The sequence below is a fragment of the Variovorax sp. PBL-H6 genome (assembly GCF_901827155.1).
Taxonomy (GTDB): Bacteria; Pseudomonadota; Gammaproteobacteria; order Burkholderiales; family Burkholderiaceae_C; genus Variovorax.
Map to the genome: position 1 here is coordinate 4,038,191 of NZ_LR594659.1, position 21,934 is coordinate 4,060,124.

Below are 21,934 nucleotides of genomic sequence, written 5' to 3' on the forward strand. Positions count from 1 at the left end.
GAAATGCAGCACGCGCGACGCCACCCGCGGGCACTCAGCCTTCCTTGTCGGCATACGGATTGTGGGAGGTCTTGAACTCGATGCGCAACGGCGTGCCGACCAGATCGAACTCCTTGCGGAAGCGTCCCTCGAGAAAGCGCCGGTAGGCCTCGGTGACATGCTCCAGCGAGTTGCCATGAATGACGATCACCGGCGGATTCATGCCCCCCTGGTGGGCATAGCGCAGCTTGGGCCGGAACATGCCGGCCTTCTTCGGTGTCTGGAACTGCACGGCCTCGAGCAGCAACCGCGTGAGCACCGGCGTCGACATCTTGCGAGTGGCCGACTTGTGCGCCTGTGCGATGGCCTGCCACAGCGGGCCCAGCCCCTGGCGCCGGGTGGCCGAGATGAAGTGCAGGGAGGCGAACTTCAGGAAGGCCAGCCGGGTTTCGATCTGGCGCTGGATCTGCTCGCGCTGGTAGCTGTCGACCGCATCCCACTTGTTGATCGCGATCACCACCGCGCGGCCGCTCTCCAGGATATAGCCGGCGATGTGGGCGTCCTGGTCGGTAACGCCCTCGGTGGCGTCGATCAGGAGCAGCACGACATTGGCGGACTCGATGGCCTGCAGGGTCTTGACCACCGAGAACTTCTCGATCGCCTCGAACACTCTGCCCTTTCGCCTGAGGCCTGCGGTGTCGATGAGTTCGAAGCGCTGTCCGTTGCGCTCGAACGGCACGGAGATCGCGTCGCGCGTGGTGCCGGGCAGATCGAAGGCGACCAGCCGCTCCTCGCCGAGCCAGGTGTTGATCAGGGTGGACTTGCCAGCGTTGGGCCGGCCCGCGACGGCCAGCTTGATCGGCTTGTTGACGTCTTCTTCCTCGTCCTCGTCGTCCGCCTCGGGCAGCGCCAACGGGTCGAGCGCGAGCTCGACCAGCCCGCGGATGCCCTGACCATGCGCGGCCGAGACGCCATGCACCTCGCCGAAGCCCAGTTCGTAGAACTCGGCGAGGCGCGCATTGTCCTTCATGCCTTCGGCCTTGTTGGCCGCCAGCACGCAAGGCTTGCCGAGGCGGCGCAGCTCGTTGGCGATGTCGTGGTCCTGCGCCGACACCCCCTCGCGCGCATCGACCACGAAAATCACCACGTCGGCCTCGGCCACCGCCTGTCGCGTCTGCTTGGCCATTTCCTTGTAGATGCCGCTGCCCGCGTCGGGCTCGAAGCCGCCCGTGTCGATGACGATGAACTCGTACCTGCCCTGGCGGCCGTTGCCGTAGTGGCGGTCTCGCGTGAGGCCGGCAAAGTCGGCAACGATGGCGTCGCGCGTCTGGGTCAGGCGATTGAACAGCGTCGATTTGCCGACGTTGGGGCGCCCGACCAATGCAATGACGGGTTTCATGGTCGAGCGCCTGCCGTTCTACGTTCTACTCAGGCCGGTAGCCGAAGACGCCGCCGTTGCGGGTCACGACCACGACCGTATTGCCCGAGAGCACAGGTGCCGCTGCGATCGGGGAGCCGTCGGGCGTGAGCCGATTGAGCAGCGCGCCGTCCTCTCGCGAGACCACATGCACGAGGCCTGCGGCGTCGCCGATGATCAGCGAGCGCCCCACCGCGAGCGGCGCGGTCAGCGTGCGGTACTTGAAACGCTCGATCTGCCAGGCGCGCTCGCCGTTATCACGGCGCCAGGCCACCACGTTGCCGTTGTCTTCGGTGCCGTAGATGAAGCGGTCGTCGCCGGAAATACCGTCGGCCCCACTGGCCGGCTTGCTCCACAGCAAGGTGCCGCGCGAGGTGTCGACGCAGCCGACGCTGGCGTAGTAGGCGCGCGCGCAGACCGAGTCGCCGACGCGGCTCACGCTTCCGGTCAGGTCAACCAGGCGCTCGACGTCGTTGGTGCCGCGCGGTGCGGCAATCGGCGCTTCCCAGCGCGAGGTGCCGTTGGACGGGTTGATGCCGACCAGTCGGCCGCCGACACCGGTCACCAGCGTGTCGCCGACGGCGATCAGCACGCCGGGCCGCTTCAGCACGAGGTTCTCGGCGGTGCGCTGCTGCGACCACAGGCGGCGCCCGCTCTGGCCATCCCACGCGGTAGTCGTGCGGTCCGCGCTCTGCACAAAGACGCGGCGGCCGGCCACCAGCGGCGCCGTGTACGACTGGGCCGGAAGCCGCTGCCGCCACAGCACCTTGCCGCCCTGAAGGGCGACGAGTTCGTTGTCGGTGGTGATCACCGCCACCAGCGAACCGTCGCTCCCCACGCCGGCAGACAGCGGAACGCCCACGCTGGCACGCCAGGACTCCTGGCCCGAGCGGGCATCGATCATGGTCACCGTGCCGTCGCTCGAAGCCACCGTCACCCTGTCGCCGCTCACGTCCGTCGTGAGCGGGAACGCCACCTTCGGGATGCGGATGCTCCAGGCCTGCCGCACTCCGAGCACCGCCGGGTTGGGCGGCAGTTCGGCCGGCTTGGGCTTGGCGGTGCCCGAGCAGGCCGCGAGCGTGGCGACGACGAGCGCAGCGGCCGTGGCGCGCAGGAAGGAGGCGGGAAGCATCGAACGCTGGCTGAAATTCATGGTGTGTTCTTGGCGGAAGATGCGGTGCCGGCCGAAGCCAGGCTCTTGGGGTCGACACCGACCGCGTTGAGCTTGATCTCGACCAGTCGGCGGTACTCGTTACCCGGGTCGAAGGCGGCCCAGGCCTTGCGGTATTCCGCCTTGGCCTCCTCGCGCTTGCCCTGGCGCATGTAGATGTCGCCCCTGCGGTCGGCCGCGAGGGCCTCGAATTCCTTGGGCATGCCGGCCGAGAGCTGCTTGAGCGCCTCGTCGTAGGATTTGGTCTCGAGCAGCTCGCCCGCCAGGCGCAGCCTGGCCACCGCCTGGTAGCCGGCGTCGGTGCCATGCTCTGCCACCCAGGCCAGCGCAGTGCGCGAGGCCTCGGCGTTGCCCTTCTCGTACAACACGCGAGCGGCCAGCAGGCCGCCCTGCTGGGCATAGGCCGTGCCTGCAAACTTGCTCTTCATGTCGGCGAGCGCGCGCTCGACGCGGGCCGTATCGCCGGCCTGTGCGCCGCGCTCGAGCTCGTCGTAGAGCGCCGACGCGCGCGCCGCCTGTTCACGCTGCCAGTACTGCCAGCCGGTCCAGGCCAGAAAGGCGCCGGCCGCCAGCACAACGACCCAGGTGATCAGCGTGCCGTAGGTGTTCCAGAAATGCTTGAGCTGATCGAGCTGTTCCTGTTCTTCGAGGTCGAGATGGGTGGCCATGTGCTGTCAGTTCTTGGAAGCCGGCGATTGTAGGGTGGCGGCCCAACCAGCCGGATCGGCCAGCGGACGCGCCGTCTGGGCTCCCGTGCCGTCGCGCAACGCCTTCACCGTGAGCTCGCCGCGCGCCAGTTCGTCGGCGCCGAAGACCAGTGCGTAGGCCGCACCGCTGCTGTCGGCCTTCTTGAACTGAGACTTGAAGCTACCCAGACCGTCCGCGGTGGCTGCGTGCATCTGCACCCGCACGCCGGATTCGCGCAGCTGCTGCAGCGTGCGCAGCGCAATCGGCATTGCGGCCCTGTCCGGCACCACGGCGTAGGCGTCCGGCGCAGGGGTGGGGACGACAGTGCCCTGCTCCTTCAGCAGCTCGAGCACGCGCTCCACGCCGATGGCCCAGCCGACCGCGGGCGCGGGCTTGCCGCCGAGCTGCTCGAACAGACCGTCGTAGCGCCCGCCGGCGCATACCGTGCCCTGCGAGCCGAGGCGGTCGGTCACGAACTCGAAGACGCTCAGGTTGTAGTAGTCGAGGCCGCGCACCAGGCGCGGGTTGACCGTATAGGCGATGCCGTTGGCGTCGAGGATGGCCTTCAGGCCGTCGAAGTGCGCCAGCGACTCGGCTCCCAGGAAGTCGATCAGCTTCGGCGCAGCTTCCACCAGCGCCTTCATCGCCGGATTCTTCGTGTCGAGGATGCGCAGCGGATTGCTGTGCAGGCGGCGCCTGCCGTCTTCGTCGAGCTGATCGGCATGCGCCTCGAAGTGCGCGACCAGTTGTGCGCGGTGCAGCGCGCGCTCGGCCGGCTGACCGAGGCTGTTGATCTCCAGCCGTACGTCGGTCAGCCCGAGGGCCTTCCACAGTGCGTTGGCCAGCAGGACCAGCTCGGCATCGACATCGGGCCCGGCGAAGCCCAGCGCCTCGACATCGATCTGGTGAAACTGGCGGAAGCGCCCGCGCTGTGGCTTCTCGCGCCGGAACATCGGGCCGATGGCCCACAGGCGCTTGCCGCCGTCGTAGAGCATGTTGTGCTCGATCGCGGCGCGCACGATGCCGGCGGTGTTCTCCGGACGCAGGGTCAGGTGGTCGTTGTCGCCATACTTGTCCGAGCGGTCGTGGAAGGAATACATCTCCTTCTCGACGATATCCGTCACCTCGCCGATTCCGCGCACGAACAGCGCCGTGTGCTCCAAAACTGGCGTGCGGATGTTCCGGTAGGCGAAGCGCGACATCAGCTCGCGCACGACGCCCTCGAGCCATTCCCAGCGCGCCGATTCCGGCGGCAAGGTGTCGTTCATGCCTTTGACGGCATTCAATTTGTCAGCCATGGGTTTGGACGCTCAGGCGGGTTGCGCGGCAGGCGCGCCGCCGAAGCGTTTCTCGACGTAGTTTTCGACCAGTTGATGGAACTCGGCGGCGATGTTCTCGCCGCGCAGCGTGAGCGCCTTCTCGCCATCGATGAAGACCGGCGCGGCCGGCGCCTCGCCGGTGCCGGGAAGGCTGATGCCGATGTCGGCATGCTTGCTCTCGCCGGGGCCGTTGACGATGCAGCCCATCACGGCCACCTTCATCGTCTCGACGCCCGGATACTTGGTGCGCCAGACCGGCATCTGCATGCGCAGGTAATCGTCGATCTCCTTGGCCAGCACCTGGAAGGTAGTGCTGGTGGTCCGCCCGCAGCCGGGGCAAGCGGTGACACTCGGCACGAACACGCGCAGGCCCAAGGCCTGCAGGATCTCGTTGGCGATCACCACCTCCTGTGTGCGCGATTCGCCGGGCTGGGGCGTCAGCGACACGCGAATCGTGTCGCCGATGCCTTCCTGCAGCAGGATCGACAGGGCGGTTGCCGAGGCCACCGTGCCCTTGGTGCCCATGCCCGCCTCGGTCAGGCCCAGGTGCAGCGCGTAGTCGCAGCGTTTGGCGAGCTCCCGATAGACCGAGATCAGGTCCTGCACGCCGCTTACCTTGCAGCTGAGGATGATCTGGCGCCCGTCCATGCCCATCGATTCGGCAAGCTGCGCCGAACCGATGGCCGAGCTCACCAGCGCCTCGTACATCACCTGCTTGGCGTCCCAGGGTTCGGCGCGGCGGCTGTTGACGTCCATCAGGCTGGCCAGGAGCTCCTGGTCGAGGCTGCCCCAATTGACGCCGATGCGCACCGGCTTGTTCCAGCGCATGGCGGCATCGATCATCTGGCCGAACTGGCGGTCTCGCTTGTCGCCCTTGCCCACGTTGCCGGGATTGATGCGGTACTTGCTGAGTGCCTCCGCACACGCCGGGAAGTCGGTCAGCAGGCGGTGGCCGTTGTAGTGGAAGTCGCCGATCAACGGCACGTCGACACCCATGCGATCGAGTTGATCGCGGATGTAGGGCACCTGCGCCGCGGCCTCGGGCGTGTTGACCGTGATGCGCACCATCTCCGAGCCGGCCTGCGCCAGATCCTTGACCTGAATCGCCGTGCCGATCGCGTCCACCGTGTCGGTGTTGGTCATCGACTGCACCCTCACGGGCGCATCGCCGCCCACCGTGACCGTGCGGGGGCCCCAGACCACCTTGGCCTGGCGCGAGCGGCGCGGGCGCGGCGCGGCCGACTCGATGGGCAGGCAGTCTTGGGGAGTCACCGTGTCATCGTTCATCATGGCTTCACCTCGAAACGCGCCACCCCGCCGCCGCGCGTCAGCGGCTTCAGGTCGACGGCCTTGCCCCGCACCTGCACGTCCACGACAGCAGCACGGCCAACGACCACCGAAAGGGGCAAGGTGCCGTTCAGGCCGACGGTTTCGCCGGCCTGCACCGTGCGGCGCAGCAGGGACTTGCCGCCGCCGTCGTTCACCGTGACCCACGAGTCCTCGCGAGCGACGAAGACGATCAGATCCGTTGCAATGGCAGAAGAAGGCGCCGGGGTCTGGACCGCCGGGACGGCCACAGTGGCCGGCGCCCCGCCGGGACCCATTGCAGCAGCCGGAGTCGCGGACTGGACCGACTCGGCAACAGTGCCCTCCGCCTGCGGCCCTGCAGGCGCTTGTGCCGAAGACGCCGATGTCTCGCTGCTGCTGCTCGCCCGGCCACTGAACTGCGAGATCGCCTCGCCGATGCGGTCGAAAATCGATTGCGGCAGCCAGAACAGCACCCCCGCGCCGACCAGCAGCAGCCCGACCGCCATCAGCAGCGGGCGCGACGGCAGGCCGTTCGAGCTCCTGCTGGCGCGCACTTGGGACGGCAGGGCCTTGCTCATGGTGCGATCGGCATGCGCCAGACCCGCGGGCTGCGCGCCGGGCAGCTTCGCCAGTACCGGCCCGGGGTCGATGCGCAAGGCGCGGCAGACGCTGGCGGCGAGCGCACGGGCGAACACGGGATCGGGCAAGGCCTCGATATCGTCCGACTCCAGCGCGGCCAGCTTCTGCGGCGTCACCTTGAGCGCAGCGGCCACCATGTCGAGATGCAGGCCGTGCGCCTCGCGCGCCTGGCGCAGCATGTCGCCTGCCGACATGTGCGTGCTGTCGCCGGTCACCAGGGGTACTGCAGCCGAGGCCCCGAATTCGCTCGCCTTCTCAATCATTGAAATTTCCGCGCTCATAGGCCACGGCCTCGCGCGATTGGGGAAAGCGCCGCTGCAGCTGAGCGGCAAGCTGGGTGGCCGCGTCGCGGTTGTTAAGACGGCGCTCGATCTTGATGCCCAGCCACAGCGTCTCGGCGCTGGCGGCGGGGCCGTTGTTGATGCGGCGTATGTAGAACTGCGCGCGCGACCAGTCTTCGCGCTGCGCCAGCAGCGAAGCGAGGTTGTAGCCGATCACCGGGTTACCTGCATCGAGCTCGTAGGCCTGCATCAGGCTGCGCTCGGCCTCCGGGCGCTGGCCCGCGCGCAGCTGGCACACGCCCTGCGTCATGAGCGTCTTGGCGCGGTCGCCGTAGGTGGAGATGGCCAAGGCCGACGCGAACTGCTGTTGTGCATCGGCAAAGCGGTTCTGCTGGCACAGGAGCCAGCCGTAGTTGTGCAGCGTGTTGGGCTCGCGCGGGTTGAGCGCGATCGCACGGCGAAAGCTGTCCTCGGCCAGGCCTGCATCGTCCAGGCGCATGTAGATCAGGCCGCGGAGGTTGTAGGCGTCGGGAAAGTTGGGATCGGCGGCCAGCGCCTGCTTGATCTCGTCCAGCGCCACCGTCGGCTGCCCCTGCTCGAAGTAGCCGATGGCCAGTTCGAGGCGCAGCCGGGCGCGCTTGCGGGCATTGCCTTCGTCCGAGTCGGTCATGATGCCGCCCGCGTTGCCCGCCGTACTCGGCACGCTGACATCCTTGGTCGCGCAGCCGACAAACAGGAACGCCGCCACGAGGCCGATGAGTGCTCGCATCATCCGCTGCCGCGCGGTGGAAGGGGCCTTGATCATTGCTTCATCGCTCCGAGGATTGTTGGCATATGAATCACCCCCGCGCCGGGTGCAACACCACGGTGCGCCGCTGCGCCATTCGCTCGGCTGCGTTGGTCCGGTCCTTCACGTCGCCGGCCAGTTGACCGCAGGCCGCATCGATGTCGTCGCCGCGGGTCTTGCGCACCGTGGTCACGATGCCGGCTTCGCTCAGGAGCCGGGCGAAGGCGAGCACGCGCGGCTGCGGCGAGCGCAGCAGGCCGGAGGCCGGGAAGGGGTTGAAAGGGATCAGGTTGAACTTGCAGGAGATGCCCTGCGAGCGCACCAGCTCGACCAGTTGCCGTGCATGCTCGGGCTGGTCGTTCACACCGTCGAGCATGCAGTACTCGAAGGTGATGAAGTCGCGCGGCGCATGCGCCAGGTAGCGCTGGCACGCCTCCAGCAGTTCGACCAACGGGTATTTGCGGTTGAGGGGCACCAGGTCGTCCCGCAGCGCATCGTTGGGCGCATGCAGCGACACCGCCAGTGCCACGGGGCAATCGGTCCCCAGCCGGTCGATCATGGGCACCACGCCGGAGGTCGACACCGTGACCCGGCGGCGCGACAGCCCGTAGGCGTTGTCGTCGAGCATGGTGCGCAAGGCCGGCACCAGGGCCGCGTAGTTCTGCAGTGGCTCGCCCATGCCCATCATCACGACGTTGGAGATGACGCGCCCATCCTGGTCGCGGCTGCGTTTGAGATGCTTGCGCAGGAAATGCTCGGCAAACCACAGCTGGGCCACGATCTCGCCGGTACTCAGGTTGCGGCTGAAGCCCTGGTGGCCGGTGGAGCAGAAGCGGCAGCCCACCGCGCAACCGGCCTGGGACGACACGCACAGCGTGCCGCGATCGTCTTCGGGGATGAACACTGCCTCGACCGCGTTGCCATCGCCGACATCGAACAGCCACTTGATGGTGCCGTCGGCCGATTCCTGCTGGGTGATGACAGGCAGCGCCTCGATGTGCGCACTGCCCGCGAGCTTCTCGCGCAGGGACTTGGCGAGATCGGTCATCTGCGCGAAGTCGCTCGCGCCGCGCTGGTGGATCCAGCGGAACAGCTGAGTGGCGCGGAAACGCTTCTCGCCGAGCCTTTCGCAAAACGCGGCCAGCCCGTCGAGATCGAAGTCGAGCAGGTTGGCTGTGGTCATTGTGCGGAAGGAGGCTCCGCGTCAGCGGGCCTTGAGCTCGGGGAAGAAGAAGGCGATCTCGACCTTCGCGGTTTCGGCGGCGTCCGAGCCATGGACGGCGTTGGCATCGATGCTGTCCGCAAAGTCGGCGCGGATGGTGCCGGGGGCTGCCTTCTTGGGATCGGTGGCGCCCATCAGGTCACGGTTCTTGCTGATGGCGTCCTCCCCCTCGAGGGCCTGCACGAACACGGGACCGGAGATCATGAAGCTGACCAGATCCTTGAAGAAGGGGCGCTCCTTGTGCACGGCGTAGAACTGCTCGGCGTCCGCCTGCGAGAGCTGCACGAACTTGGCGGCCACGATCTTGAGGCCGGCGGCCTCGAAGCGGGAGACGATCTTGCCGATGACGTTCTTCGCCACGGCGTCGGGCTTGATGATGGAGAGGGTGCGTTCGATGGCCATTGAAGTGCTTTCTTGAGTGCTTGGATTTCGATGAGTTCCGTCAAGCCGCAGCGACAGGCTGCGCTCCCTTGACAAAGCCTCCGATTTTAACCGGCGCGGCCATCACCGCCCGTGACGGGCGCGTGAATGAACCCCTGCTGATTGCGCGATTCAGCGGCCGCGGCGACGCCCGCCGCCCTGCCCGCCGAAGTTGCCGCCCGAAGGCCCTCCTCCGCCGCTGCGGCGGGGCCCCGCGCGCTGCTCCTTGCGTTGACGCGAGAAGCTGTCGGCGCCGATGTAGCCAAGCGAGGTCTTCATCGGATCCGGCTGACTGTTGCCGCCACCACCACCCGGGGCGCGGTCGTCACGCTTGCCGCCCTGGCGGTTGCGGCTTGCCTGTCCCTGCCCCTGCGGCGCGCCGCCATTGCCGCCGCGGCCGCGGGCGTTGGGCCCGCTGGTCAGCGGATTCGGGATCGGCGGCTCGCGGCCCTCGGCCTGCGCACCACCGCCATTGCGGTTACCGCGGCGCTTGCGATTGCGGTTGTTGCGGCCACCGCCGTCCTGGCCGCTGCCCTTCGGGCCGGGGGCGCCTCGTGCGGGGCGCTCCGCTCCTGCTGCCTGGAACAGTGCGCGGATGTCTCGCTCGTCCAGCTCCATCCAGGCGCCGCGCTTCAGCCCACGCGGCAGCACCATGGCGCCGTAGCGGATGCGGATCAGGCGGCTGACCGCGTGGCCCACCGATTCGAAGAGACGGCGCACCTCGCGGTTGCGGCCCTCGGAGATGGTGACGCGGTACCAGCAGTTCGAGCCTTCGCCACCGCCGTCCTCGATCGTGCCGAAATGCGCCATGCCGTCGTCGAGGCGCACGCCGTCCAGCAGGCGCTGCTTTTCGTCGTTGCTCAGCGCGCCCAGCACCCGGACCGCGTACTCGCGCTCCAGGCCGAAGCGCGGATGCATCAACTGATTGGCCAGTTCGCCGGAGCTGGTGAAGAGCAGCAAGCCCTCGGTGTTGAGGTCGAGGCGCCCGACCGACTGCCACTTGCCTTGCTGCAGGCGCGGCAACTTTCGGAAGACGGTGGGGCGGTTTTGCGGATCGTCGTGCGTGACGACCTCGCCGACAGGCTTGTGGTAGGCGATCACGCGCGCCGGCGGCGGCGCGATGCGATAGCGGATGGGCTTGCCGTTGAGCTTGACCTGATCGCCGAACTGGATTCGCTGGCCGATGTGCGCCGGCTCGTTGTTGACCGAGATGCGCCCCTGCAGAATGAGCTGTTCCATCTCGAGCCGCGAGCCGAGGCCGGCCTGCGCCAACACCTTGTGCAGCTTCGGCGAGTCGGCTTCGGGCAGCAGCACACGCTTGAGCGGCGGCACCTCGGGGCTGTCTTCGTCGGCGTCGAACTGGCCCGAGACGACATCGACGAAGCGGATCGGCTCGGGCGGCGGCGCGTTGCGCTGCTCGCGCTCGGCAGCGCGGCGGGCGCGATCCAGGTCGTCTTCCTCCTCGTCCGGCTCCTCGTCCTGGTCTTCTTCTTCGTCCACGTCCACATCCTCATCCCGGACCCGGTCCGCCATGAATGCCTGGGGTTCGGCCGCAGGAGGTGCTTCGACAGCTACGGCTGGCACTTCTGGCACTTCTGGCACTTCTGGCACTTCTGGCACTTCTGGCACTTCTGGCGCGTCCTGTGCAACCAGCACGACCGGCGTTTCGGTCTCATCGGTCTCCGCGCCCGGCGCCTCCTCGACTGGCTTGCGGCGGCGCGGCCGACGCTTGCGAGGTGCCTCTGCGGCCGCTTCGCCCGCTGGTTCGGCGCCGTCTCCGGCCGGCCGCGCGGGGGACACCGCCAGTTCTTCGTCGGACGCGGGTCCGGGCGGCAGCATCGCTGCGTCTTCAGGATCGGATGGGCTCATGGTCGGGTTCCGGAACGAACGGCGGGGGTGTCTTCCTCATCGGCATCCGCGCCATGGCCAGAAGAGGACTGGAGCTCGGACTCGAGCTCGGGAACGGCGGGGGCGGCCTGCAGGTCATCGTCGGGCTCGAGTTCGGGCGCTGCTTGGGATTCGGGTTCCGGCTGCACCTCGGACTCTGCCGCGGGCCCTGCTTCACCCTCTGCCTGGCGGCTGGGTTCGGCCCGGGCCTCGGCCTCTGCTTCCGCGCCTGGTGCCATCTCGGTCGACAGCGCCTCGTCGACCGCATCTTGGACATGCAGCGCAACCTCGGGCTGCACCTCGGCTTGCATCTGCTCGGGACCGGCCTCGCTCTCCAGGCCGGCAGCGATCTCGGCCGCGGGCTCGTCGATCGGCAGGCCGGGTTGCCGGTCGGCGGCCTGGGCCAGGGCCTCGGCCAGGCTGGCCTGCTGGGCCGGCGTCTCGATCACCGGGAGTCGGTCGAGCGATTCCAGGCCGAGGTCGTCGAGGAACTGGCGCGTGGTTGCGTAGAGCGCCGGGCGGCCCACCGTTTCGCGGTGGCCGATGACCTCGACCCAGTTGCGGTCTTCGAGCTGCTTCAGGATCAGCGAGTTGATGGTGACACCGCGGATGTCTTCCATGTCGCCGCGCGTGACCGGCTGGCGATAGGCGATGATGGCCAGCGTCTCCAGCGCGGCGCGCGTGTAGCGCGGAGGCTTCTCGGGGTGCAGGCGGTCGAGATGGTCGCGCAGCTCGGGACGGCTCTGGAAACGCCAGCCGTTGGCCACGCTCACGAGCTCCAGGCCGCGTTGCGACCAGTCTTCCTGCAGTTCGTGCAACAGCGACTTGATCGTGTCGGCGCCCAGCTCGTCATCGAACAGCAGGCGCAGTTCGCGCACCGGCAAGGGCTGGGTCGAACAGATCAAGGCGGTTTCGAGAATGCGCTTGGCATCCGCCGTATTCATGGTTCGCGGTATCCGGGAAAAGGCGCCTTGCAGACGCTTGTTTTTCAGAAGGATGGAAGAAGGCGCTGCCGGCTCTCGGGCGATTGACAGCGAAGCCGGCATCGAGGGCCGGCGCGGCCCTCGGGCCGTCAGGCGCGATTGTAATCCAGCCCCCAGGCCTGCATAGCCTGCACCAGGTCGGGAGGCGGTGCGCACAGGAACTCCATCGGCGCGCCGGTGACCGGATGCACGAATGCGAGCCTGAAGGCATGCAGCGCCTGCCGCGCCAGCCCCGCGGCGGAGAGGCCGCCATAGACCGTGTCCGCCACCAGCGGATGGCCGATGGAGGCCATGTGCACGCGGATCTGGTGCGTGCGCCCGGTCTCCAGCGTGCAGCGCACGGTGCAGCCCCGATCGTTGCTGTCCAGGGCCTCGATCAGTGTGCGCGCCGGCTTTCCGGAGTGGCGCTGCAAGTCGACGACGGCCATGCGCAACCGGTTTCGCGGATCGCGCCCGATCGCCGCATCCACATGGCGCGCGGCAGCCCCCTCCCAGCTGCGGTGCGCGAGCGCGAGATACTGGCGCTTGACCTCGCGGGCGGCGATGAGCGCCACGAGTGCATCCATCGCTGCGCGGCTGCGGGCCACCACCATGAGGCCGCTGGTGTCGCGGTCCAGCCGGTGGACGATGCCCGCGCGCGGCAGCAGCGCGGCCCGCGGGTCCAGCGCGAGCAGCCCGTTGAGCAGCGTACCGCTCCAATGGCCCGGCGCGGGGTGGACGACGAGGCCCGCCGGCTTGTCGATGATGCGCAGGTGCTCGTCCTCGTGCACCACCGTGATCGGCATGTGCTCCGCTTTGAAGGCCTGGCTCTGCGGCGTAGGCCGAAGTTCGATGCTGCCGATCTCGCCGGCATGGACCGTCGCGGCGGCCTTGTTGGCGACGCGATGCTGGATCGCGACCGCGCCTGCCTCGATCAGCTGCTGCAGATAGCTGCGCGAGAACTCGGGCACGAGCGCCGCCAGCGCGCGGTCGAGGCGCTGCCCGTGCTGCGCCTCGTGGATGAGGAAGCTGCGGGTCTCGCTGGGCTCGGTCGGCTCGTCGCCCTCCTCGTGCTCGACCCCGTCCGGAGGCTCGCCGAGGGGGGTGGTCGATATAATTGAAGGCACTGTTTTCACGAAAGCCTGATTTGATGAGTCGCGCCAAATTATCGGTTGTCCCCGCCTGGCTGGCCTTGTGCTCGGCCGCATGGCTGGTGGCCGGCTGCTCGTCGACCTCGGCCGACAAGACCGCGAACTGGAGTCCCAACCGCATCTACTCCGAAGCCAAGGAGGAAGCGGACTCCGGTGCCTACGACAAGGCGGTTCCGTTGTTCGAAAAGCTCGAGGGGCGCGCCGCCGGCACGCCCCTCGCGCAGCAGGCGCAACTGGACAAGGCCTTCGCACAATACAAGTCCGGCGACAAGGCCGCAGCCATCGCGACCCTCGACCGCTTCATGAAGCTGCATCCGGCCAGTCCGGCGATGGATTACGCGCTCTATCTCAAGGGCGTCATCAACTTCAACGACGACCTCGGCATGTTCGGCTGGCTGACGCGGCAGGACCTGTCGGAACGCGACCAGAAGGCGGCCAAGGAATCCTTCGAGGCCTTCAAGGAACTGGTCACCCGTTTCCCGGGGTCACGCTACACGCCCGATGCGCGTCAGCGCATGAACTACATCGTCAACTCGCTGGCCCAGTACGAGGTGCACGTCGCACGCTACTACTACAGCCGCGGTGCCTACCTGGCCGCGATCAACCGGGCGCAGCTCGCGCTCGCGGACTACCGCGAAGTGCCGGCGCTCGAAGAGGCGCTCTACATCATGGTCCAGTCGTACGACGCGCTCGGCATGGCCGACCTCCGCGACGACGCGAAACGCGTGCTGACCACCAACTATCCCCAGAGCGAGTACCTTTCGCGCGGCTTCCGCGGCAAGGACGACCCGTGGTGGAAGCTTTGGTAGCGCGAAAAAAGGCCCGATCCGGGCCTTTTCCTTTTTTCAGGGCGTGACGAGCTCGCGCAGCGCCGCCTCGAAGGCGGCCTCGTCTTCCAGCCGTCGCATCGGCGGCAAGGCGGACAGCAGCCGGCGCCCGTAGCCCATTGCAACCAGCCGCGTATCGCAGATCGCCAGCACGCCGCGGTCGGTCTCGCGCCGGATCAGCCGGCCAGCACCCTGCTTGAGCGCAACCGCCGCTTCCGGAAGCGAATAGTCGCCGAAGGCGCTGCGGCCCTGCGATTCCAGGCGCTGCGAGCGCGCCTCGACGAGTGGATCGTTGGGGGGCGGGAACGGTAGTTTGTCGATGACCACCAGCTGCAGAGCGTCGCCGGGCGCGTCGAAGCCCTCCCAGAACGAGGCCGAGGCGACCAGCACGCAGCCCACGCGGCCGTGCGAGGCACCCTCGCGGAAGCGCTCCATCAGGACCCGCTTGGGCAGCTCGCCTTGCACCAGCAGCTCGGGCCTGCGCGCGGCATCGATGGGCTCGAAGTGCTGGCGGATGGCGTCGCCAATGGTACGGAGGGCGCGCAACGTGGTCGTCAGCACGAGGGTGCGCCCGCCCAGCACGGCTGCCCCCTGGGCGGCGAGCCGCGCCACCTGCGCGCTGTGCGTCGGGTCGCTCGGCTTGGGAAACGCACGCGGGACGTAGAGCGCGGCCTGGCGCGCATAGTCGAAGGGACTCTGCACGCGCAGCACTTCGGCGCTCTCGAGGCCGCAGGGCTCGGTGAACCAGCGCAGCTTCGGGTCGTCGCCCAACGTGGCCGAGGTGAACACCCAGGCGCGCCCGTGCTCCTGCGCATCGCCCTGTCCGGTCTTGAGGACCCGCGTACGCACCGCCTCGGCGATGTCCAGCGGCGACTCGATCAGTCTCAGCTGCGTGCCCACGTCCACCCAGCGCACCGACTCCGGGGCGCAGGGCTTCGCGAAGCGCGCCGCGCGTTCGGCCAGCTGCTCGGCGCGATCGTGCAGCCGCACGAAATCAGGCGAGAGTTCGCTCACTGTGTCCAGGCCTCGGGCGGCTTCCGCGAAGGCGTGCTTCAGCGCATCGAGCGCGGCTTGCCAGTCTTCGGCAGGCACCCCTTCCGGCGCTGGGCCGGCCCAGCGCAGCTTGGTCCCTGGCCATTGCTTGCCGGCAGCCAAGCGGAGCTCCCGGGCGGCATGCTCGGTCGCTCCAACCAGTTGCTGCCAGTCGACCAGGCCGCGCGCGTGCTGCAGGCCAGCCGCCAGCATGTCGCGCGCGAAGTCCAGCGCCTGTCCGCTGCTCAGCTGCACGCCAAGAAACTGCACGCCGGTCTCATTGAGCTGGTGGGCCTCGTCGAACACCACCACGCGCACGGTCGGCAGCAATTCGGCCATGCCCGATTCGCGCACGGCGAGGTCGGCGAAAAACAGGTGATGGTTGATCACCACCACGTCGGCGGCCATGGCTTCCCGCCGGGCCAGGTTGACGTGGCAAGGCTTGAACTGCGGGCACTGCGCGCCCAGGCAGTTGTCGCGGGTGGAGGTAACCAGCGGAATCAGCGGCGAGCGCTCGTCCAGGCCCGGCAGCTCGGCGAGGTCACCGGTGCGGGTGGCCTTGGACCATTGCTCGATCTTTGCCAGCGTGCGCAGGCTGCCGCGCTCGGGCAGGCTTGCGTCGTGGCGCGCCTGGTCGAGCCGGTGCAGGCACAGGTAGCTGGCGCGGCCCTTGAGCAGGGCCGTGCGCAACGGCAGGCCCAGTGCCTCGACCAGGCGCGGGAGGTCACGGCCGAAGAGCTGGTCCTGCAGGGCCTTGGTCGCAGTCGACAGCAGCACGCGCTCGCCACTCAGCAGCGCCGGTACCAGGTACGAGAAGGTCTTGCCGACGCCGGTGCCTGCCTCCACCACCAGCACGCCGCCCTGGTCGATGGCGCGGGCCACAGCCAACGCCATCTGGGTCTGGCCCTCTCGCTCGCGGAAGTGCTCGGCCGCCTGCGAGAGCACCCCGTGCTCGGCGAAGGCGGCCTGGACTTCCGCCGCCAGGTAGCCCTCCTCCCGCGCCGCGCGGACAGGCTCCTCGGATGCGGCGTCCGCCTCGAAGTCTTCGGGCCAATCGACGATCGACATCAGGCAGGCTCTTGCGGTTCGAGCAGCCGCTCCAGCCGCGCGATGCAATCGCGCAGGAAGAGGCGCTTCTTTTTAAGTCGACGCAGCAGCAGATCGTCGCGCGGCTCGAGGGTCTCTGCGAGCCGGTCAATGGTGGCATTCAGGTCGGCATGCTCCATGCGCAGTTCGATCAGCTGGCGAGAGAAGGAGTGGAGATTGAGGTCCAAGGGATGATGCGAATGCGTGACGGAGTGCTTTCCGGCTTCGCTCGGGTTGACTCGATAATGTACGTCCTCGTTCCCACCCGCCAGGCCCCATGCAGGACTCCGCCAGCACAGTCGCGCCCCCGACCCGAGGCTTTCGGCTCGCAGCCGCGACCGGCCTCCACAAGGGCGACCGCCCGTACCAGCAGGACCAGGTCCTGGTGATGAACCACCCGCGGGCGGCGGGCTGCGTGCTCGGCGTGATCGCCGACGGGATGGGGGGCCGCAGCGGCGGACGCAAGGCCTCTGACCAGGTGCTGATGACAGCGCGCCAGCTGTTCGCCCGCTACAAGCCGGGACGCGACGAAGCGGTGCACGTGCTGCGGCAGCTGCTCGAGGACGCCAACACCGTCATCAAACTGACCGCCCTCTCCAGCGAGCAGGAGCCGCACAGCACCCTGGCCGCCTTCCTCATGAACCCTGAGGGCGACTGCGCCTGGATCCATGCCGGCGACTCGCGCATCTATCACTTCCGGCGCGGCCAGCTGGTCAAGCGCACCAAGGACCACTCCTACGTGCAGGCGCTGGTCGACCGCGGCGAGATCAGCGAGGCGGAAGCCAACATCCACCCCCAAAGCAACATCCTGCTCGGCTGCCTCGGCATGAAGTCCATGCCTCCGCCTGTCGAGATCCACCTCGTCCCCAAGCTGGAGCCAGACGATCTGCTGTTGGCCTGCAGCGACGGGCTCTGGCACTACTTCACGCAGGAGGAAATGGGGCGCGTGCTGGCTGAGCAATCCCCGCGCAGCGCCGCGGAGCTGCTGGTGGCCGAGGCACGCAAGCGGGCCCGCGGGACCGGCGACAACATTTCGCTGGCCATCCTCAAGCTCGAAGCCCTCCCCGACCCGCACGAGGCGGAAGAAGACTGAACTCTTGCGCGCCGGCCTTCAGGGTGCCGCTGGAAGCGGCGCCGAGCGCGGCTTGGTGTTCTCGGCGTTGCGCCGCTCGCGATCGCGGCGATGCTGCTCCGCCCGTTCGAGCCTGCGCTCGTGGGCCTCGCGATTGGCCGGGCCTTCGGCGCGCCGGCTCGCAGCCTTGGCCTGCTCCTCGGCGTGCGCCCGCTGCCTGTCTTCGGACTGGCGCCGCTTTTCGGCCTCTTCGGAGGCGAGGCGGGCGCGGTCCTGCGCATGGTCCGCGGCGCGCTGCTCGCGCTCCTGCTGGGACTTCAGCGATTTCTCCCGCTCCGCTGCCGTATCCTGGGCGCGCGGGTTCGCCTTCTTGTCCTCGAGCCGATCGAGCGCGGCCGCGCCGCGCCGCTTGCGCTCGATGTCGTTCATCGCCGCCTCCTGTCGCTTGATGTTCTCGGTGTCCTCCCTGCGGCGGCGACGGCTGTCGTCCAGGCAGCCCTGGACGGCGAACTTCTGGTAGCAGGCGGCCTGTTCGGAGGCGAAGCGCTCATCGACCGTCTTGCGCTCCTGCTCCAGGCGCGCGCGCTCGGCCGCGAAATCCGCGTCACCGCTGGTGGCGGTGGTCTGCGCCCATAGAGGCGCGGCGCCGAGGACGATCATCAGGGAAAAGAGCAGCTTATTCATGTGAGACGGGTGTCCACGATGCGTCGCTCCTGCGCCAGGAACTCGGTCGACCGCATCTCGTTGAGCCTCGAGACGGTGCGCGGGAACTCGTGGGCCAGGGGCCCTTCGGTGTACAGGGCCTCGGGGGGAACCTCGGCCGACATGATGAGTTTCACTCGCCGATCGTAGAACACGTCGATCAGCCATGTGAAACGACGTGCTTCGGAGGCCATTCGCACCGGCATGTGGGGCACGTCGGACAGCAGAACCGTGTGGAACTGACTGGCGATCTCGAGATAGTCGTTCTGCGAGCGGGGGCCGCCGCACAGGGTCTTGAAGTCGAACCAGACCACGCCACCGGCCTTGCGTCGCGCATGGATCTCGCGGGCTTCGATGTGCAGCACCGGGTTTTCGTCGGCGCTCTCGGCGAGGCGCTCGAAGGCGTGGCGCATCTCCTTGTCGGCCGCCGCGCCGTTCGGCGTGAGGTAGAGCTTGACCTGCTCCAGCGTGCGGCGGCGATAGTCGGTGCCGTTGTCCACGTTGACCACTTCGAGGCGCTGGTTGAGCAGCTCGATCGCGGGCAAGATGCGGTCGCGGTGCAGGCCGCCCGGATAGAGGTCGTCGGGCCTGAAGTTGGAGGTGGTCACGAAGCCGACGTCGTTGTCGAACAGCGCCACGAGCAGCCGGTGCAGGATCATCGCGTCGGTGATGTCCGCGACGTGGAACTCGTCGAAGCAGATCAGCTTGTAGCGCTTGGCGATTCGGCGGCCAAGCTCGTCCAGCGGGTTGACCGTGCCTTGCAGTTCGGTCAGCTCGCGGTGCACCTCGCGCATGAACTCGTGGAAGTGCAGCCGCGTCTTGCGCCGCAGCGGCACTGCATTGAAGAAGCAGTCCATCAGGAAGCTCTTGCCGCGCCCTACCCCACCGTACATGTAGACGCCGCGCGGAATCTCGGGCCGGTTGATGAGCTTCTTGAAGGCGTTGGAGCGCTGCGATTTGTACGCCGCCCATTCGCTGGCGCAGCGGTCGAGCGCCTCCACGGCGCGCAGCTGCGCGGGGTCGCTCTGGTACCCCCGCGCAACCAGCTCCGCTTCGTAGGCCTGTTTGACGCTCAAGGGGTCAGAAGTTAAGCGTGCGCTTGTCCACCGCGAGCGCCGCTTCCTTCGTCGCTTCGGAGAGCGAGGGATGCGCATGGCAGATGCGCGCGATGTCCTCGGCGCTGGCCTTGAACTCCATCGCCACGACGGCCTCGGAGATCAGCTCGCTGGCCATCGGGCCGACGATGTGGACGCCGAGGATCTCGTCGGTCGTCGCATCGGCCAGGAACTTGACCATGCCGGTGGTGTCGCCCAGCGCGCGGGCACGCCCGTTGGCCAGGAAGGGGAAGGTGCCGGCCTTGTAGGCGCGCCCCTCGGCCTTGAGCTGCTGCTCCGTCTGGCCGACCCAGGCAATCTCGGGCGAGGTGTAGATCACCCACGGAATGGTGTTGAAGTTCACGTGGCCATGCTGGCCCGCGATGCGCTCCGCCACCGCCACGCCTTCCTCTTCCGCCTTGTGCGCGAGCATCGGGCCGCGCACCACGTCGCCGATGGCCCACACATTGGGCAGGCTGGTCCGGCACTCGTCGTCGACCAAGATCGCGCCGCGCTCGTCGAGCTTCAAGCCCACCGCCTCGGGGTTGAGGCCGATGGTGTTGGGCACCCGGCCGATCGAGACGATCAGCTTGTCGACCTCCAGCGTCTGAGCCTCGCCCTTGGCATTGGTCCACGCAACCGTCACGCCCTTCTTGCCGGACTTGACTTCGCCCACCTTGACGCCGAGCTCGATTTTCAGGCCCTGCTTGACGAAGGCCTTGTGCGCCTCCTTGGCGATCTGCTCGTCCACCGCGCCCAGGAAGGTCGGTAGCGCCTCGAGCACGGTGACCTCCGAGCCCAGCCGGCGCCAGACCGAACCCATCTCGAGCCCGATCACGCCGGAGCCGATCAGGCCCAGCTTCTTCGGCACCGAGGGGATGCGCAGCGCGCCGTCGTTCGAGAGGATGCTCTCCTCGTCGAAGTCGGCGCCCGGCAGCGCGCGCGGGTTGGAGCCCGTCGCCACGATGATGTGCTTGCCTTCGATGGTCTCCTCGGCCGCGCCGGTCACCTTCAGCTCGTAGCCCGCGCCGGATGCCTTCGCAAAGGCGCCTCGGCCGTGGAAGAAGGTGATCTTGTTCTTCTTGAACAGGTAGGTGATGCCGTCGTTGTTCTGCTTCACGACCGCATCCTTGCGGCCCAGCATCTTGTCGATGTCCAGGCCCAGGCCTTCGACCTTGATGCCGTGGTCGGCAAAGTGCTTGCCCGCATGCTCGAAATGTTCGGAGGACTGCAGCAGCGCCTTCGAGGGAATGCAGCCGATGTTGGTGCAGGTGCCGCCCAGGGCGGGGCCGCCCTTGCCGTTCTTCCACTCGTCGATGCAGGCGACGTTGAAGCCGAGCTGCGCTGCGCGGATGGCCGCGACGTAGCCGCCGGGGCCGCCACCGATGACGATGACGTCGAATTGCTTGTTGGCCATTGATTTTTCTTTCAGAAGTTGTTCGCGTCCGTCGCCCCGGATCACACACGGCAAGCGCAGCGAGGCCCGTTCGGGAGACCCCGCGGAACCGGCTTTGCCGGGCCGCTGGGGTTGCCCCCTTGAGGGGGGAGGCGGCTACACGAAGTGAGCAAGCAACGGGGGTGGGTCAAATATCGAACAGCAGGCGAGCGGGGTCTTCGAGCGCCTCCTTCATGGCGACCAGGCCCAGCACGGCCTCGCGGCCGTCGATGATGCGGTGGTCATAGGACATCGCGAGATAGTTCATTGGCCGCACGACGACCTGCCCGTTCTCGACCACGGCACGGTCCTTGGTGGCGTGCACGCCAAGAATGGCCGACTGCGGCGGGTTGATGATGGGCGTCGACAGCATCGAGCCGAACACGCCGCCGTTGGAGATGGAGAAGGTGCCGCCGGTCATCTCCTCGATGCCCAGCTTGCCGTCCTTGGCCTTCTGGCCGTACTCGGCGATCTTCTTCTCGATGTCCGCAAAGCTCATCTGGTCGGCATTACGCAAGATCGGCACCACCAGGCCGCGCGGCGAACCCACCGCGATGCCGATGTCGAAGTAGCCGTGGTAGACGATGTCGTTCCCGTCGACGGAGGCGTTGATCACCGGGTACTTCTTGAGCGCATGCACCGCCGCCTTCACGAAGAAGCTCATGAAGCCGATCTTCACGCCGTGCTCCTTCTCGAACTTCTCCTGGTAGCGCTTGCGCATCTCCATCACGGGCGCCATGTTGACCTCGTTGAAAGTGGTCAGGATGGCGTTGGTGGACTGCGACTGCAGCAGGCGCTCGGCGATACGCGCGCGCAGGCGGCTCATCGGCACGCGCTCTTCCGGACGCTCGCCGAGATCCGGTGCCGCGGCCGGAGAGGCGACCTGCGGCAGCGCAGCCTTGGGAGCGCCTGTGGGTATCGCGACCGGCGCGGCGACCTTGGCGGTGGCGCCGCCCGCGACCGCGCCCAGCACGTCGCCCTTGGTAACGCGGCCGTCCTTGCCGGTGCCGCTCACGTCGCCGGTCGTCAGCTTGTTGTCGGCCAGCAGCTTGGCGGCCGCCGGCATGGCAACGTCGGACTTCGAGCCGGCCGTGGCAGCGGTTGCTGCGGCTGCGGGTGCCGCCGCCGGGGCAGCCGCCGCAGGTGCTGGCGCAGCCGCGGCAGGCGAAGCCGCGGCGGCCTTGGCGTCGGTGTCGATCTTCGCGATCACCTGCTCGGCAACGACTGTGGCGCCGTCGCCGGCGACGATCTCGGCCAGCACGCCGGCGGAAGGTGCCGGCACCTCCAGCACGACCTTGTCGGTCTCGATCTCGATCAGGATTTCATCGATCGCGACGGCTTCACCGGGCTTCTTCTTCCATTGCAGCATCGTGGCCTCGGCCACCGATTCGGACAACTGGGGAACTTTGACTTCAACGATAGACATTTTTGGATTCGCTCCGCTTCGTGTTTCTTG

At 67.9% G+C, this 21,934-nt stretch carries 20 protein-coding genes; 2 read left to right on the forward strand and 18 right to left on the reverse strand.

Annotation, left to right across the window (positions count from 1 at the left end; translation table 11 throughout):
- Positions 1-34: 34 nt before the first annotated feature.
- The 12 genes from der to G3W89_RS19205 form a co-directional block, all read right to left on the reverse strand.
- Positions 35-1,378 carry a ribosome biogenesis GTPase Der gene (gene der, locus G3W89_RS19150; protein ID WP_162575665.1) on the reverse strand — a complete coding sequence of 448 codons (1,344 nt, stop codon included), beginning with the start codon at positions 1,376-1,378 and terminating at the stop codon, positions 35-37.
- 25 nt (positions 1,379-1,403) lie between these two features.
- Positions 1,404-2,549: an outer membrane protein assembly factor BamB gene (gene bamB, locus G3W89_RS19155; RefSeq protein ID WP_162575666.1), complete on the reverse strand. Its 1,146-nt coding sequence runs from the start codon at positions 2,547-2,549 to the stop codon at positions 1,404-1,406.
- Positions 2,546-3,235 carry a YfgM family protein gene (locus G3W89_RS19160; RefSeq protein ID WP_162575667.1) on the reverse strand — a complete coding sequence of 230 codons (690 nt, stop codon included), beginning with the start codon at positions 3,233-3,235 and terminating at the stop codon, positions 2,546-2,548. The genes bamB and G3W89_RS19160 overlap by 4 nt, the downstream gene beginning before the upstream one ends.
- A gap of 6 nt (positions 3,236-3,241) precedes the next feature.
- The gene (hisS, locus tag G3W89_RS19165) at positions 3,242-4,552 is read right to left on the reverse strand and encodes a histidine--tRNA ligase (protein ID WP_162575668.1); all 1,311 of its coding nucleotides are present in this window, start codon (positions 4,550-4,552) and stop codon (positions 3,242-3,244) included.
- Between the two features lie 12 nt (positions 4,553-4,564).
- Positions 4,565-5,860 (reverse strand): flavodoxin-dependent (E)-4-hydroxy-3-methylbut-2-enyl-diphosphate synthase, encoded by a 1,296-nt coding sequence (ispG, locus tag G3W89_RS19170; protein WP_162577551.1) that lies wholly within the window; start codon positions 5,858-5,860, stop codon positions 4,565-4,567.
- Positions 5,860-6,783: a helix-turn-helix domain-containing protein gene (locus G3W89_RS19175; protein WP_162575669.1), complete on the reverse strand. Its 924-nt coding sequence runs from the start codon at positions 6,781-6,783 to the stop codon at positions 5,860-5,862. The genes ispG and G3W89_RS19175 overlap by 1 nt, the downstream gene beginning before the upstream one ends.
- On the reverse strand, positions 6,776-7,606 hold the full coding sequence (pilW, locus tag G3W89_RS19180; protein ID WP_162575670.1) for a type IV pilus biogenesis/stability protein PilW: 831 nt from the start codon (positions 7,604-7,606) through the stop codon (positions 6,776-6,778). The genes G3W89_RS19175 and pilW overlap by 8 nt, the downstream gene beginning before the upstream one ends.
- 34 nt (positions 7,607-7,640) lie before the next feature.
- The gene (gene rlmN, locus G3W89_RS19185; RefSeq protein WP_162575671.1) at positions 7,641-8,771 is read right to left on the reverse strand and encodes a 23S rRNA (adenine(2503)-C(2))-methyltransferase RlmN; all 1,131 of its coding nucleotides are present in this window, start codon (positions 8,769-8,771) and stop codon (positions 7,641-7,643) included.
- Between the two features lie 21 nt (positions 8,772-8,792).
- Positions 8,793-9,212, reverse strand: coding sequence for a nucleoside-diphosphate kinase (gene ndk / locus G3W89_RS19190; RefSeq protein WP_162575672.1), 420 nt, complete (start codon positions 9,210-9,212; stop codon positions 8,793-8,795).
- 150 nt (positions 9,213-9,362) lie between these two features.
- On the reverse strand, positions 9,363-11,099 hold the full coding sequence (locus G3W89_RS19195) for a pseudouridine synthase (RefSeq protein ID WP_162575673.1): 1,737 nt from the start codon (positions 11,097-11,099) through the stop codon (positions 9,363-9,365).
- The gene (scpB, locus tag G3W89_RS19200) at positions 11,096-12,061 is read right to left on the reverse strand and encodes an SMC-Scp complex subunit ScpB (RefSeq protein ID WP_162575674.1); all 966 of its coding nucleotides are present in this window, start codon (positions 12,059-12,061) and stop codon (positions 11,096-11,098) included. The genes G3W89_RS19195 and scpB overlap by 4 nt, the downstream gene beginning before the upstream one ends.
- 128 nt (positions 12,062-12,189) lie before the next feature.
- On the reverse strand, positions 12,190-13,215 hold the full coding sequence (locus tag G3W89_RS19205; protein ID WP_232076632.1) for an RluA family pseudouridine synthase: 1,026 nt from the start codon (positions 13,213-13,215) through the stop codon (positions 12,190-12,192).
- Between the two features lie 14 nt (positions 13,216-13,229).
- On the opposite strand from G3W89_RS19205, the gene G3W89_RS19210 reads away from it, so the two are divergent.
- Positions 13,230-14,039, forward strand: a complete 810-nt coding sequence (locus G3W89_RS19210; RefSeq protein ID WP_162575676.1) for an outer membrane protein assembly factor BamD — start codon at positions 13,230-13,232, stop codon at positions 14,037-14,039.
- 36 nt (positions 14,040-14,075) lie between these two features.
- On the opposite strand, the gene G3W89_RS19215 is transcribed toward G3W89_RS19210, so the two are convergent.
- Together G3W89_RS19215 and G3W89_RS19220 are read right to left on the reverse strand one after the other, a co-directional pair.
- Complete coding sequence (locus G3W89_RS19215; protein WP_162575677.1) at positions 14,076-16,157, reverse strand: ATP-dependent DNA helicase; 2,082 nt, start codon at positions 16,155-16,157, stop codon at positions 14,076-14,078.
- Positions 16,157-16,363 (reverse strand): DUF465 domain-containing protein, encoded by a 207-nt coding sequence (locus G3W89_RS19220; protein ID WP_162575678.1) that lies wholly within the window; start codon positions 16,361-16,363, stop codon positions 16,157-16,159. Before G3W89_RS19220 ends, G3W89_RS19215 begins: the two co-directional genes overlap by 1 nt.
- 89 nt (positions 16,364-16,452) lie before the next feature.
- Between G3W89_RS19220 and G3W89_RS19225 the strand changes: the two genes are divergently transcribed.
- Positions 16,453-17,268, forward strand: a complete 816-nt coding sequence (locus tag G3W89_RS19225) for a PP2C family protein-serine/threonine phosphatase (protein ID WP_162575679.1) — start codon at positions 16,453-16,455, stop codon at positions 17,266-17,268.
- An 18-nt stretch (positions 17,269-17,286) separates the two neighbouring features.
- On the opposite strand, the gene G3W89_RS19230 is transcribed toward G3W89_RS19225, so the two are convergent.
- The 4 genes from G3W89_RS19230 to odhB form a co-directional block, all read right to left on the reverse strand.
- A complete protein-coding gene (locus tag G3W89_RS19230) occupies positions 17,287-17,907 on the reverse strand; it encodes a hypothetical protein (protein WP_232076634.1) in 621 nt (206 codons plus the stop codon).
- 20 nt (positions 17,908-17,927) lie between these two features.
- Entirely contained in the window at positions 17,928-19,025 is a 1,098-nt protein-coding gene (zapE, locus tag G3W89_RS19235; protein ID WP_162575681.1) for a cell division protein ZapE, read from the reverse strand.
- Positions 19,026-19,029: 4 nt separating this feature from the next.
- Positions 19,030-20,460 carry a dihydrolipoyl dehydrogenase gene (lpdA, locus tag G3W89_RS19240; RefSeq protein WP_162575682.1) on the reverse strand — a complete coding sequence of 477 codons (1,431 nt, stop codon included), beginning with the start codon at positions 20,458-20,460 and terminating at the stop codon, positions 19,030-19,032.
- 166 nt (positions 20,461-20,626) lie between these two features.
- A complete protein-coding gene (gene odhB / locus G3W89_RS19245; RefSeq protein WP_162575683.1) occupies positions 20,627-21,904 on the reverse strand; it encodes a 2-oxoglutarate dehydrogenase complex dihydrolipoyllysine-residue succinyltransferase in 1,278 nt (425 codons plus the stop codon).
- Between the last annotated feature and the right edge of the window lie 30 nt (positions 21,905-21,934).